The following is a 13,571-nucleotide window of genomic DNA, read 5'->3' on the forward strand; positions in this document are numbered from 1 at the left end:
GATCAGACCTCAAGTATTCAATTAAAACGATCACTTCAATATGATCGAGGGAAATAAAAGGAGCGATATTCTACCTTTTTTAATCTTCACTGAGAATCAATTTGTCAGAGAAAATCGAGGATCAGAAAGGCTTTATATATATAAGATCTTTATATAGATCTTTTATTGGATCTATTATTAGAGAAGCTCGATCATGTGGATAACAAGAAAATGATCTTAAAGATCATGATGTTTAGAACGATCCTTTCTTGTGATCTAAGCCTGATCTTACTCTGTATTAACTGGGATCTAAATCGCTATTTATCCACAAGTAGTTTTGATGAAATAGTTATCCAGTGTATAAAAATGGTAGGATCACAGGATAAAAGGTAGTTTATCCACAGGTGGTTTGGTTGAATTTTGAACACTTAGTTCAAGTTGTTCTATGACTTTATGACGGATAACGACGATTTTTACTATAAAAGGAATAAAAAGCAGATGGAGGCATCTGCTTTTTCAGAGGGAATGAGGTAGATATAGCGTTATTTTTGGTCTTGGCTAAAGGCCGTTAAGTGATTGTTGAGCCACTCTTCAGCAGGTTCTTCTGGAACTGGAGTGCTCATAACATCGATTTCTAAGTGCGGACACAATTCTTGTGCGCCAATATCTAATAACGTTTCTCTTGCATCTTTCCCTGCACCACAAAAAGTATCATAGCTTGAGTCACCAATGGCAATCACGGCAAATTTCACTTCCGACATACGCGGTGGCGTGGATTTTAATGCACTGATAAATGGTTGGATATTGTCTGGGTAATCACCGGCACCGTGGGTTGAGGTGATCAGTAACCAAATACCGGTCGCTTCTATTTCAGCAAGATCCGGCTGATTGTGGATTTGGGTTTCAAGTCCTTGTGCGATGAGTAGATCACTTAAGTGATCTCCCACATATTCAGCCCCACCTAAGGTGCTACCTGTAATAATCTGGATCATAGTCACTCTCTTATTAATGCCTAATGCTTTGTGCTAGATAATAGGCTTAACGCTAAGATTATCAACACAAAGATGGTAGGGCTAATGGTTGATGAGGTTGAGATGAAAATAAAACGCCACGGACTTTGATCGCAAAGCCCATGGCGTGTCTTATTGGTTCGCTTAATTAAAGCCTGTTATTTAGCAATATAGAATCGCAATAGAGAGTTATTTGCCGATACAGAATGAGGAAAATATACGTCCGAGTAAGTCATCAGAGCTAAATTCACCGGTGATCTCGCTGAGATGTTGCTGCGTGATGCGGAGTTCTTCTGCCAGGATTTCTCCGGCCATGTAACCTTCTAGTTGCTGTTGACCTATTTCAAGGTGGTGCGCGGCATTATCAAGCGCCTCTAGGTGACGACGGCGTGCCATAAACCGACCTTCACTGCCACCAGCAAAGCCCATACACTCTTTTAAATGTTCACGTAGCGCTTCCACACCATCGCCTGTTTTGGCCGATAAACGGATCAAGGTTGGGTTATTGACGTGACAGATCCCCAGTGTTTCTCCGGTTTGATCGGCTTTATTGCGGATCACAGTCATACCTATGCTATTTGGTAAACGTTCGACAAAATCCGGCCAGATCTCTTTGGGATCGGTGGCCTCAGTAGTCGTGCCATCCACCATAAATAACACGCGATCAGCTTGTTCTATTTCTTCCCAAGCGCGTTCAATACCAATTTTCTCAACTTCATCTGACGCTTCACGTAGCCCGGCAGTATCGATAATGTGTAATGGCATGCCATCAATATGAATATGCTCTCGTAACACGTCTCGTGTCGTGCCTGCGATGTCGGTCACAATCGCCGACTCTTTACCTGACAACGCGTTCAGAAGGCTAGATTTACCGGCATTTGGACGCCCTGCGATAACCACTTTCATACCTTCACGAATAAGAGCACCTTGGTTGGCTTCTTTACGTACGGCCGCTAGGTTATCAATGATGGTTTGTAAGTCAGCGCTGACTTTGCCATCGGCTAAAAAGTCGATTTCTTCTTCAGGAAAATCAATCGCCGCTTCGACATAAATTCGCAGATAAATTAACGATTCCACCAGCTGATTAATGCGACCTGAAAACTCGCCTTGTAGAGAGTTGAGCGCCGATTTTGCGGCTTCTTCAGAGCTAGCATCGATTAAATCAGCAATGGCTTCGGCTTGAGTGAGATCGATTTTGTCATTTAAAAAGGCGCGTTCTGAAAACTCACCTGGGCGTGCCGCGCGAATGCCATCAATTTTTAGGATGCGTTTGATCAGCATATCCATCACTACAGGGCCGCCGTGCCCTTGCAATTCCAGGACATCTTCACCAGTAAATGAATTTGGATTCGGGAAATACAGCGCAATGCCTTGGTCGAGCTGTAGGCCTTGTTCATCTTTAAATGGGAGATATTCTGCGTAACGAGGTTTGATTTCTCGCCCCAGAACTTCTCGCGCAACTTGGGTCGCTTTGGGCCCTGATACTCGGATGATGCCAACACCACCACGTCCAAGGGCGGTCGCTTGTGCCACGATTGTATCTGTACTCATAATTCCAACCTGTTTAGTAGGTGAGGTTATACCAATCGTACTAATTATCAGATCATTCTTGCTTGTTAAAAGGCTTGATAACTGCGTTATAAATTTTGATTGTAGAATAACTACTTATCGAAAATTTTTGCCTTGTTCTCAAGCCTTTTCCCTACGCAATTTCTGACCATCTAATTAGTGTAATTGGTATTAAATTCTAATCTGCTTTTGCTATTTATAAAATGAAAAGCAAAAGGCGACCAACTGGCCGCCTTCATTATTTTGTACGTCTAAGAAGATTATTTATTCTTAGAATGCAGACCTTTTTTCTCGAGTGCTCGGTAAATCAAGGTTTGTTGAACCAAGGTTACGATGTTCGACATTAGGTAGTAAAGTACTAGACCTGCTGGGAACCACAAGAAGAAGAAAACAAAGATGATCGGCATGAACATCATCATTTTTTGCTGCATTGGATCGGTAATGGTTGTTGGGCTCATCTTCTGGATGATCAACATTGAGATACCCATCAGGATAGGCAAGATGTAGTAAGGGTCTTGCGCTGATAAGTCATGGATCCACGCAAAGAATGGCGCGTGACGCAATTCAACCGATTCCATCAACGCCCAGTAAAGTGCGATGAAGATAGGCATTTGTAGCAAGATAGGGAAACAACCACCAAGCGGGTTAACTTTCTCTTCTTTGTACATGGCCATCATTTCTTGGCTTACGCGTTGACGGTCATCACCTAGACGCTCTTTCATTGCCGCAATCTTAGGCTGAAGCATACGCATTTTTGCCATCGACGTGTACTGCGCTTTGGTTAGCGGATACATCGCACCACGAACGATGAAAGTTAGTAGGATAATCGCGATACCCCAGTTACTTGCAACGTGCTCGTGTAAGAAAGAAAGTAATGAATGTAGTGGTTTAGCAATGAACCATAACCAACCGTAGTCGACCACAAGATCTAGGTGAGGTGCCGTTGCCGCCATTTGGTCTTGCAGCTTAGGACCGGCCCAAAGTGTGGCTTTAATTTCACCATTTTGACCGTTTGCAATCACTTGGTTTGGTGTACGAACACCGATGTCCGCCACATCACCAATCACGCGAGAGTATAAAATCGTACCTGGCTGGTCACGAGGGATCCAAGCTGAAGAGAAATAGTGTTCTAGCATCGCAACCCAACCCTGGCCATCTTCCAGAGTTTTGTTGAGGTTTTTGTCTTTCATATCGTCAAACTTGTATTTTTCATAACGAGTTTCAGACGTAGAGAAAGCACCACCAGTGTACACAGGCATACCAATGTGACCATTACCTTTCACCATGGTTTGGCGAAGGTGAGCATACATACCTAGAGTCGCATCTTGACCTGAGTTGTTTTGAATATCGTAAACCACATCAATGGCGTAGCTACCGCGCTTAACAATGAAGGTTTTGGTGTATTCAATGCCATTGGCTGTGTAGGTAAGAGGAATGCGTAGTTCGTCTTGGCCTTCTGCTAGTTGGAAAGAAGAAGCAGAAGTTTGGTAAGTAGGGCGATTCGCAGTGCTAACGTCAATACCTTGAGGACCGACTAAACCACTTTGAGCAATGTACTCATGATCCGGTTCTTCTTTCAGCAGCATGAAAGGATTTTTGGAATTCAGCGTCTCGTTATATTGATTTAGTTTTGCTGAAACAACGTCACCACCAACAGGATTAATGGCTAGCGTTAACACATCCGTTTTTACTTGGATGGTGGTTTTTGCTGGTTGATTTTTTATTTGCTGAGGAGCTAACGGATCAGCCGAGGCTTCAGCAGGGTCATGAGGTAAGCTACCGTCGTTTGTGGTTTGAGTCTGCTGCACGCTAGTTTGAGCTGGTTGAGCATCTTTATTACTCCATTGTTGGAATAGTAAAAAGCTGACTAGAGCAAACGCGATTAACAGGATATTACGTTGAGAATCCATTATTATTTATCTCTGTCGTGTTTTTGTTTTGGTGGGACAGGGTCATATCCCCCAGCATTTAAAGGATGGCATTTTAATAGACGTTTGCCAGATAACCAACACCCTTTTACAAAACCGTGCTCATTAATTGCTTCAATAGCATAAGTGGAGCAAGTTGGTGTAAAACGACATCGTGGGCCAATCAGTGGGCTAATAAGTCCTTTATATAGGTATATTAACCTAATCGCTAACCACGATAAGGGCGAGACAGGCGTTGCCATAACTTATCAAATAACTTAAAAATTTCGTCATTACTCAAATCTTGCGCACTCTTTTTTGCAATCACGACAAAATCTTTACTTGGCAATTGGTGTTGTTTTAGGCGAAAGCTTTCACGGGCTAAACGTTTAAAACGGTTACGACCAACGGCGGTTTTGATTTGTTTTTTCGGAACAGCTAATCCAAGTCTTGGATGGGAGAGTGTATTATTGCGAGCGATAATAGTGAAATGAGGAGAGCCGGCTCGATGAGCTTGCTGAAAGACGTTTTGATAATGCTCGGGAGTTAACAAACGTAACTCCCGAGTAAAAGTAGACTTAGTCAAAATAATTCAAAATTATTTTGAAAGGCGCTTACGGCCTTTTGCACGACGTGCATTAATTACTTTACGACCGTTCTTAGTAGCCATACGTGCACGGAAACCGTGAGTACGTTTACGCTTAAGAACAGTAGGTTGAAAAGTACGTTTCATGATTATTACCTTTACTGATCAGTAGTTTATAGGTTCCTGTTGAACCCGGTGTGAGACATTTAATCCGACACCTCTCAACAAAGAGGCGGAATTGTAATCATTGACTGGCTAAGAGTCAATGCTACAAGGCTTAATAAACGCCGTTATTGGGCAATAAAAAGCCGGTTGGCCTAAAAATCTGAGTGCGGATTATACGGGTTCTTATATCAAGTGCAAGGATCCTATTGGATCCCTACTTGGTTTAAGAACTTGATAAGTTGTGGATGACTCGGTGAATTAAATATTTGATCCGGCGTACCTTGCTCCACAATATGACCATCAGCCATGTAGATCACGCGATCCGCGACTTCTTTGGCAAATTGCATTTCATGGGTGACCACCAGCATAGTTTGATGCTGTTTCGCCAATTTCTTCATTAAATTCAATACTTCGCCGACCCATTCAGGATCGAGTGCCGAGGTCGGTTCATCGAATAACAACAGTTCTGGATCGAAGGCCATAGCACGCCCAATGCCCACTCGTTGTTGTTGGCCACCCGATAATGACGCTGGATAACTGTCACCTTTATCGCCAAGGCCAATGTCATCTAATATTTGCTGTGCGTGCGCCAGGGCATCGGCTTTTTTCCAGCCTCTTACCGTGATCAAACCTTCAGCAATGTTTTGTTTGGCGGTTAAATGGGCAAACAGTGCGTAGTTTTGGAATACAAACCCAGTTTTACGGCGGAGTGCCAGCATGTCCGCTTTCGTGTGATTTTGCGCATCGACGGTCGTGCCTTCAATTTCTATCACCCCTTGCTCGGGTTGCTCTAAGAAATTGACGCAACGTAATAAGGTGGATTTTCCGGTACCACTGGAGCCAATAATCACGATGATCTCGCCTTTTTGGATCTCAATATCCACGCCTTTTAACACTTCGGTATCGCCAAAGGTTTTGTGTAGATTAGCAATTCTGATCATCGTTGATATGCCTTATTCAGTTTGGTTTCAGCCCAAGTCTGTACTCGAGTCAGCACTAATACGACCCCCCAATAAATTAAGGCTACCGCTAAGAAGGCTTCAAAGAAACGGAAACTGGATGAGGCTTCCATTTGTGCTTTGGCCATGATTTCTGCCACACCTAAAGTGAACGCAAGTGACGTCGATTTAATCATATCAATGAAATAATTCATCAATGAAGGCAGAGCCACGCGTGACGCTTGAGGCAAAATAATGCGTCGCATCGATTGCGATGACGTCATACCGATCGAAATACTGGCTTCCATTTGGCTGCGATCAATACCAATAATTGCAGCGCGAATACTCTCTGCCATATAAGAAGCAAAGTGCAAGGTTAAACCGATAATGGCCGCGGTAAAGGCATCCATACCGACAAAAATAGGGAAGATTTGTGGTAAACCGTAATAAAGTAAAAAGAGCTGGACTAACAACGGTGTGCCACGGAAAAAGCTAATATACAGCTGGCTGAGTTGATCCAATACGGGCACTTTAAACACACGGATATTCGCGATCACAATAGCGAGTATCAGTGCGAAGATCATACCCCAAAAGGCCATTTGCAAAGTGGTGCCGAGATAGCGAAATAAGATCGGCAGCAGCTCGAGCATGTAGTTCACATCAAAATTCATGATTAAAAGGTCGTTCCTTATATTGGGCTAAATTGCCAGTTAACTTGTTGCTCGACACGTTGGGCATGCAATCGATAGTGGTGATAACGCGCCACTTTACTGCGATGGGCAATGCTCACTAATGTGGTATCTGGCAGCTGTTTTTCAAGTAATTGGTACATTTTGCTTTCGGTTTCTTCATCCAAAGATGAGGTGGCTTCATCTAAAAATAGCCACTTAGGTTGTATTATCAACGTCCTAACCAACGCCACTCGCTGTTGTTCACCGAGTGACATAGTGTGAGACCAGTGCTTTACTTCGTCTAGTTGTGTAATGAAATGCTCTAAATGACACGCCTCTAGTAAGTGTTGAATTTTCTCATCATCGATTTCAATATCAACCTTTGGATAACACAGCACTTCACGCAATGTTCCTACTGGTAAATAAGGCTTTTGTGGCAAAAATAAGCTGCTTTGTTCCAGTTCGACATTACCTTCAGAAAACGGCCAAATACCCGCAATGGTTTTCATTAAGGTGCTTTTGCCAATCCCTGACTGACCAGAAATTAACGTATGTTGACCGGTAGTTAAGGTTAAGGCTTGCAGCTGGCTCAGCACATTACCATTCGGCAGCTTAACTTGGCAGTGATGAATGCTAAGCGTATTTTGCGTTTGGCGTGTTACCTTGAGTTTCGAATGTTCGGCTTGCTGCTTAGTCTCCATCATATCTTGATTATAGGTGGTTAAACGGTCAACACTGGCTTTCCAGCTAGCAATGCTGGCATACGAATCGACAAACCAACTGACTGCGCCCATGACTTGGGAAAAGGCGTTGTTGACCTGCATTAAGCCGCCGAGTTTGATGGCACCAGAGAAAAAGCTCGGCGCAGCAATAATAATCGGGAAGATGATGGCAATTTGATTATAGCCGCTATTAAACCCGACAATTTGCTTCTGTTTACGCATGATTTGCCAGGTATTTTTCCATACATCGGTAAAGCGCAGTTCCAGTAATTCTCGTTCTTTGTCTTCACCATGATAGAGCGCGACCCCTTCGGCATTTTCACGTAAGCGCACCATCGAATAACGAAAGTTGGCCTCGAATTTTTGCTGCATAAAGTTAAGTCCAATTAATGGCTTACCAATTTTATGCATGATAAAGCTGCCCACAACCGCATACAGTAATGCCGCCCACACCATAAAGCCTGGAATATTCAGTTGATGGCCTGCAATGTCGATATTCAGTGGCGAAGACAAGCCCCATAAAATGGTAATGAATGAGGCTAAGGTCACAACAGAATTGAGTAAACCTAGGGATAAACTTAAGGTATCTCCAGTGAACTGGTCGATATCTTCGGCGATACGTTGATCTGGGTTATCGGTTTGATGGTTGCCACGCTCCAATTGGAAATACGAACGATCACTGAGCCATTCTGAAAAGTAAGCATTGGTTAGCCAACGACGCCAACGCAGTTGCAGCATCATATTGAGATAAATGCGGTATACCGCTATCGCAATGAATATCGCCGCAATGATTGAAAATTTTAAAATGAGATGAATAAACGCGTCTTTATCTAGCTCTTGTAAGGCATTGTAAAAATCCGAGTTCCATTGGTTCAAAATCACCGACATGTACACCATGCCAAGATTGAGTAGCACGATTGCCGCTAATAGCCCCTGTGCGATCCATTTTTCTTCCGATTGCCAATAAGGTTTCGATAATTGCCAAACTTTGCCAAGAAAGCGAGATGAAGTTAAATGCAGCGCCATGAAAAATGTTCCTCTAGTCAAATCGCTGTGGGTCGAGAGTGCTTACTGATATCAAATGACAGACTGGAGTCACGTCCTAGAGTTCAGCCAAAAGAATTATATTGGTAACATTTTGATACAAATGGCGGGATTAAGACAGAAAAACAGTACGTAGTGCTATAACCAATCGTTAAAAATAGAGACTAAAACAAAACGCGCTTTCACAGGGGGAGCTGCGGAAAGCGCGAGTTGGAATCTTAAAGGGGAAGGCGATTACTTTTTCGTGATATCAGCGCCAAACCATTTTTCAGAAATTTTGGCTAATGTGCCGTCTGCGCGCATGGCATCGAGCGCTTTATTCACTTCACCTTGTAGTTTGTGGCCTTTTTCGTTATCAACAAATGGCCACGCATTTTCAATGGTTTCAAACGGTTCGCCAGCCAATTGTAGAGGTAAGTTGGTTTTTTTGATGATTTGTAGTGCCGATAAACGGTCCATCACAAAGGCATCCGAACGACCTAGAGCCACATCTTGCTCGATGCCCGCATCGTAAGTTTTGATGTTGATTTTGCCGTCTTTATCATAGCTACGTAGCACTTGTTCAAAGTTTGAACCAAGATTGACCGCTACGGTTTTACCCGCTAAGTCTTCAATACCATGAATGGAGTCATTGCCTTTACGTACCGTGATTTGCACCCCATCAACCACATAAGGTTCAGAGAACAGATATTTAGCCTTACGCGCATCGGTCATCGTTACTTGGTTAGAAATAGTATCAATTCGACCGGTTTCTAATAAGCCAAATAAGCCCGAAAAGTTAGCGGTAACAAATTTCACATCGTAATCATTACGTTTACCGATTTCATTCCACAAATCGACTTCGAAACCTTGCAGTTTATCCATTTTTTGAAAAGTGAATGGAAAATAGGTACCTGACATACCGACTTTGACTTCTTGATTCGCCGCTTGTGCTAAACCTGTGATAGAAAAAAATAGGGCAGCAGCGCTAATGATTTTAGTGATTGTTCGGTTCATACTTCATTCTCCAGATGATTTGGGTGTCATTATACTTATCCCCTTATTAATAAATCTAAGAATAAGATGTTATTAATCATAACAATTGATATTAGATGGTTTGAAAATAAAGGCGAGGGTTTGTGGGTAACTTTATGCACTAAGGCAGATTTCAGCGATAAAAAGATCAAAATTATCCACTTGCACACAGAAAAAAGAAGATCATGGTAAAAATTGTGAATAACTTAGATCTTATTCACTGATCTGAGGATCTATTACTGGTGATCTTGCAGCCTAAGCTGTAGAATTACATTCCTTTAAGATCATTTTATTTCGTGTGAGGTTAATGTGTCGTCTTCGTTATGGTTGCAGTGCTTGCAACGGCTTCAAGAAGAGCTTCCTGCAACTGAATTCAGTATGTGGGTGAGACCCCTACAAGCTGAGCTCAATGACAATACTCTCACCTTATTTGCCCCTAACCGTTTTGTATTAGACTGGGTGCGTGATAAGTATCTCCATAGTATTGATCGATTACTGAAAGAATTTTCTGGTTCTGATACGCCGAATTTGCGTTTTGAAGTGGGAAGTAAGCCAGCTCAACCTGCTACGGCGGCACCGAAAAAGCCGACTTTTGATGCGCCAGCGCCAGCGAATGTTGCTAATGGACGTGCACCGGCTGCAGCGCCAAATGAGCGCGCAGTGACGATCGATGTGAATCATCGCTCTAACCTGCAACCTAAGCATAAATTCCATAATTTCGTAGAAGGTAAGTCAAACCAACTCGGTTTAGCGGCCGCCAAACAGGTCGCAGGTAATCCGGGCGTGTCTTATAACCCTCTATTTTTGTATGGTGGGACGGGTTTAGGTAAGACCCACTTATTGCAAGCAGTGGGTAATGCGATTGTGGAAAATAATCCAAACGCCAAAGTGGTGTACATGCACTCTGAGCGCTTTGTGCAAGACATGGTAAAAGCGCTTACTGACGGTACCATGGAAGAATTTAAGCGTTATTACCGTAGTCTTGATGCTTTGCTTATCGATGATATTCAATTCTTTGCCAAAAAAGATCGTTCTCAAGAAGAATTCTTCCATACCTTTAATGCGTTATTAGAAGGTAATCAGCAGATCATTCTCACCTCCGATCGTTATCCAAAAGAGATCAGCGGTGTAGAAGATCGTCTAAAATCCCGCTTTGGTTGGGGTCTAACGGTTGCGATCGAACCGCCTGAATTGGAAACTCGCGTCGCCATCTTGATGAAAAAAGCCGAAGATCACCAAATTACCCTGGCAGATGAAGTGGCCTTCTTTATCGCGAAGCGTCTGCGTTCCAATGTGCGTGAATTGGAAGGAGCATTAAACCGTGTGATTGCTAACGCCAATTTTACTGGCCGTCCAATTACCATCGATTTTGTACGTGAAGCGCTGCGTGATTTATTAGCGTTACAAGAGAAATTGGTCACCATCGATAATATTCAAAAAACTGTGGCCGAATATTACAAAATCAAAGTAGCTGACTTATTATCTAAACGTCGTTCACGTTCGGTGGCACGTCCTCGTCAATTGGCGATGGCATTATCAAAAGAGCTCACCAATCATAGCTTGCCTGAAATTGGTGATGCGTTTGGTGGCCGTGACCATACCACTGTGTTGCACGCGTGCCGTAAAATTAAAGAATTGCGTGAAGAAAGCCACGATATTAAAGAAGATTATTCTAACTTGATTCGTACTTTATCTTCGTAATAGATAAATTATTCGTTTTTCTTTGTCGTGCATTTTACCTATTAACCGGTTGAAATTACTTAGAGTAGATTATGATATTTACCATTGAACGCTCTCAATTGATCAAACCTTTGCAACAAGTGTCTGGTGCATTAGGTGGTCGCTCAAGTTTGCCTATTTTAGGTAACCTACTGATTAAAGTGGATAACGGTGAATTGACCATCACTGCAACCGATTTAGAAGTTGAACTGATTTGTCGTTTAGCGCTAGAAGGTCATTTTGAACCAGGTAGCACCACCGTCCCATCACGTAAGTTTCTCGATATTTGCCGTGGTTTACCGGATAGTGCCAATATTGATATCACGCTAGATGAAGAGCGTTTATTGATCAAATCAGGCCGCAGTCGTTTTTCTCTTGCCACATTACCCGCGGCTGATTTCCCTAATATTGAAGATTGGCAAAGTGAAGCAGAAGTCACAGTTACTCAAGGTGAATTGCGTCAGCTGGTGGAAAAAACTCAGTTCTCAATGGCGAACCAAGACGTTCGCTATTACTTAAACGGCATGTTGTTTGAAATTGAAGGCACGACTTTGCGTTCGGTTGCGACCGATGGTCACCGTATGGCGGTAGCAGAAACCGCATTAGTGGGCGAATACCCGCAGCAGCAAGTGATTGTACCGCGTAAAGGGGTACTAGAATTAATCAAATTACTTGATCGCCCTGATGAGCAAGTTACCCTGCAGATTGGTAGCTCGAATATTCGCGCCAATGTGAATGAATTTACCTTTACTTCTAAGCTGGTTGACGGCCGTTTCCCCGATTATCGCCGCGTAATGCCGCAACATAGCACCAAAACGTTAGAAGCCGATTGTGAAGCTTTGCGTCAATCTTTCTCGCGTGCTGCCATTTTGTCGAATGAGAAATTCCGCGGTGTGCGTGTCAATTTGTCTGGCTCTGAAATGCGTATTACCGCCAATAACCCTGAGCAAGAAGAAGCGGAAGAAAACTTGGATGTAAATTACCAAGGTGAGCCGCTTGAAATTGGTTTTAACGTTAGCTACGTACTGGATATTTTAAATACTCTGAAATGCCAAACCGTGCGTATGTCGATGAGTGATGCCAATGCCAGTGCGTTAGTAGAAAACGTAGAAGATGCCTCGGCGATGTACGTTGTGATGCCGATCCGCTTATAAATGCCGCTCACTCGATTATCTATACAGCAATTTCGTAATATTAAAGCCTGTGATTTATCTTTATCACCAGGCTTTAATTTTCTGGTCGGCCCCAATGGCAGCGGCAAAACCAGTGTGCTGGAAGCGATTTATTTGCTTGGCCATGGTCGCTCGTTCAAAAGCACGTTAACTGGGCGGGTGATCCAAAACGATGAAAATGAACTGTTCGTACATGGACGTTTTGTATCACAAGATGATTATGAATTGCCGATTGGTATTAATAAGCAACGTGATGGCAGTAGCGAAGTCAAAATTGGTGGCCAAGGTGGGCAGAAAATTGCTCAATTGGCGCAAATTTTGCCTCTACAATTAATACATACTGAAGGCTTTGAGTTATTAACTGAAGGGCCTAAGTTCCGCCGTTCTTTTATCGATTGGGGCGTTTTTCATACTCAACCCAGTTTTTATGATAAATGGGCGCGTTTAAAGCGATTAATCAAACAACGCAACGCATTATTAAAGACCGCCACCAGTTATCGTGAACTGAGTTTTTGGGATAAAGAGTTAGCGGAATTAGCGGAAACCATCAGTCAGTGGCGCGCTGACTATGTTTTGCAATTAAAACAGGTTGCCGAGCAGATTTGTGGTGTTTTTTTACCTGAATTTGAAGTGAAAATTCAGTATTATAGGGGCTGGGATAAAGACACGCCCTATGCGGAAATTTTACACAAGAATTTTGAACGAGATCAGCAGCTCGGCTACACCTTCAGTGGCCCGAATAAAGCGGATCTCAAACTGAAAATTAATGCGACTCCGGTGGAAGATGTGCTGTCGCGTGGGCAATTAAAGCTCATGGTGTGTGCGTTGCGTTTAGCGCAAGGTCAGCACTTGACTCAAACCACTGGTAAGCAATGTATCTATTTAATTGATGATTTTGCCTCTGAGCTAGATAGTCAACGCCGTGGTCGTCTTGCTGAATATTTAAAGCAAACCCAGGCACAGGTTTTTATAAGTTCTATTACTGCAAGTCACATTGCTGAAATGCAAAGTGAAAATAGCAGGATGTTTCATGTGGAACATGGCAAAATAGAGCAAGGATAATTAAGGCGAGAAC

The 13,571-nt window shown here is 43.0% G+C and carries 13 protein-coding genes; 3 read left to right on the forward strand and 10 right to left on the reverse strand.

The annotated features are described in order from the left end of the window. Positions 1-521: 521 nt before the first annotated feature. The 10 genes from mioC to Vgang_RS00050 form a co-directional block, all read right to left on the reverse strand. Complete coding sequence (gene mioC, locus Vgang_RS00005; RefSeq protein WP_105902961.1) at positions 522-971, reverse strand: FMN-binding protein MioC; 450 nt, start codon at positions 969-971, stop codon at positions 522-524. A gap of 207 nt (positions 972-1,178) precedes the next feature. Next, the gene (gene mnmE / locus Vgang_RS00010) at positions 1,179-2,540 is read right to left on the reverse strand and encodes a tRNA uridine-5-carboxymethylaminomethyl(34) synthesis GTPase MnmE (RefSeq protein WP_105902962.1); all 1,362 of its coding nucleotides are present in this window, start codon (positions 2,538-2,540) and stop codon (positions 1,179-1,181) included. A 278-nt stretch (positions 2,541-2,818) separates the two neighbouring features. Then, on the reverse strand, positions 2,819-4,468 hold the full coding sequence (yidC, locus tag Vgang_RS00015) for a membrane protein insertase YidC (RefSeq protein ID WP_105902963.1): 1,650 nt from the start codon (positions 4,466-4,468) through the stop codon (positions 2,819-2,821). Positions 4,469-4,470: 2 nt separating this feature from the next. Beyond that, a complete protein-coding gene (gene yidD, locus Vgang_RS00020; protein WP_105902964.1) occupies positions 4,471-4,728 on the reverse strand; it encodes a membrane protein insertion efficiency factor YidD in 258 nt (85 codons plus the stop codon). Continuing rightward, on the reverse strand, positions 4,695-5,018 hold the full coding sequence (rnpA, locus tag Vgang_RS00025) for a ribonuclease P protein component (protein WP_245879956.1): 324 nt from the start codon (positions 5,016-5,018) through the stop codon (positions 4,695-4,697). Before rnpA ends, yidD begins: the two co-directional genes overlap by 34 nt. A gap of 45 nt (positions 5,019-5,063) precedes the next feature. Then, on the reverse strand, positions 5,064-5,198 hold the full coding sequence (gene rpmH, locus Vgang_RS00030; protein ID WP_021707029.1) for a 50S ribosomal protein L34: 135 nt from the start codon (positions 5,196-5,198) through the stop codon (positions 5,064-5,066). Positions 5,199-5,419: 221 nt separating this feature from the next. Beyond that, positions 5,420-6,157 carry an amino acid ABC transporter ATP-binding protein gene (locus Vgang_RS00035; protein WP_105902966.1) on the reverse strand — a complete coding sequence of 246 codons (738 nt, stop codon included), beginning with the start codon at positions 6,155-6,157 and terminating at the stop codon, positions 5,420-5,422. Further along, on the reverse strand, positions 6,154-6,825 hold the full coding sequence (locus Vgang_RS00040; protein ID WP_105902967.1) for an amino acid ABC transporter permease: 672 nt from the start codon (positions 6,823-6,825) through the stop codon (positions 6,154-6,156). The genes Vgang_RS00035 and Vgang_RS00040 overlap by 4 nt, the downstream gene beginning before the upstream one ends. Before the next feature lie 17 nt (positions 6,826-6,842). Then, positions 6,843-8,573, reverse strand: a complete 1,731-nt coding sequence (locus Vgang_RS00045; RefSeq protein ID WP_105902968.1) for an ABC transporter ATP-binding protein/permease — start codon at positions 8,571-8,573, stop codon at positions 6,843-6,845. Between the two features lie 252 nt (positions 8,574-8,825). After that, positions 8,826-9,587 (reverse strand): amino acid ABC transporter substrate-binding protein, encoded by a 762-nt coding sequence (locus tag Vgang_RS00050; RefSeq protein ID WP_105902969.1) that lies wholly within the window; start codon positions 9,585-9,587, stop codon positions 8,826-8,828. Positions 9,588-9,914: 327 nt separating this feature from the next. On the opposite strand from Vgang_RS00050, the gene dnaA reads away from it, so the two are divergent. The 3 genes from dnaA to recF all read left to right on the forward strand — a co-directional run bounded on the left by dnaA (position 9,915) and on the right by recF (position 13,558). After that, entirely contained in the window at positions 9,915-11,306 is a 1,392-nt protein-coding gene (gene dnaA, locus Vgang_RS00055; protein ID WP_105902970.1) for a chromosomal replication initiator protein DnaA, read from the forward strand. Between the two features lie 71 nt (positions 11,307-11,377). Next, positions 11,378-12,478 (forward strand): DNA polymerase III subunit beta, encoded by a 1,101-nt coding sequence (gene dnaN / locus Vgang_RS00060; protein ID WP_105902971.1) that lies wholly within the window; start codon positions 11,378-11,380, stop codon positions 12,476-12,478. Further along, positions 12,479-13,558: a DNA replication/repair protein RecF gene (recF, locus tag Vgang_RS00065; RefSeq protein ID WP_105902972.1), complete on the forward strand. Its 1,080-nt coding sequence runs from the start codon at positions 12,479-12,481 to the stop codon at positions 13,556-13,558. It abuts the gene before it with no gap. The last annotated feature ends 13 nt before the right edge of the window (positions 13,559-13,571 follow it).

Origin of the sequence: Vibrio gangliei (assembly GCF_026001925.1) — a bacterium.
Lineage (GTDB): Bacteria > Pseudomonadota > Gammaproteobacteria > Enterobacterales > Vibrionaceae > Vibrio > Vibrio gangliei.

Coding starts and splice junctions, on each gene's coding strand:
- mioC (WP_105902961.1), bottom strand. CDS start 971: ATGATCCAGATTATTACAGGTAGCACCTTAGGTGGGGCTGAATATGTG.
- mnmE (WP_105902962.1), bottom strand. CDS start 2,540: ATGAGTACAGATACAATCGTGGCACAAGCGACCGCCCTTGGACGTGGT.
- yidC (WP_105902963.1), bottom strand. CDS start 4,468: ATGGATTCTCAACGTAATATCCTGTTAATCGCGTTTGCTCTAGTCAGC.
- yidD (WP_105902964.1), bottom strand. CDS start 4,728: ATGGCAACGCCTGTCTCGCCCTTATCGTGGTTAGCGATTAGGTTAATA.
- rpmH (WP_021707029.1), bottom strand. CDS start 5,198: ATGAAACGTACTTTTCAACCTACTGTTCTTAAGCGTAAACGTACTCAC.
- Vgang_RS00035 (WP_105902966.1), bottom strand. CDS start 6,157: ATGATCAGAATTGCTAATCTACACAAAACCTTTGGCGATACCGAAGTG.
- Vgang_RS00040 (WP_105902967.1), bottom strand. CDS start 6,825: ATGAATTTTGATGTGAACTACATGCTCGAGCTGCTGCCGATCTTATTT.
- Vgang_RS00045 (WP_105902968.1), bottom strand. CDS start 8,573: ATGGCGCTGCATTTAACTTCATCTCGCTTTCTTGGCAAAGTTTGGCAA.
- Vgang_RS00050 (WP_105902969.1), bottom strand. CDS start 9,587: ATGAACCGAACAATCACTAAAATCATTAGCGCTGCTGCCCTATTTTTT.
- dnaN (WP_105902971.1), top strand. CDS start 11,378: ATGATATTTACCATTGAACGCTCTCAATTGATCAAACCTTTGCAACAA.
- recF (WP_105902972.1), top strand. CDS start 12,479: ATGCCGCTCACTCGATTATCTATACAGCAATTTCGTAATATTAAAGCC.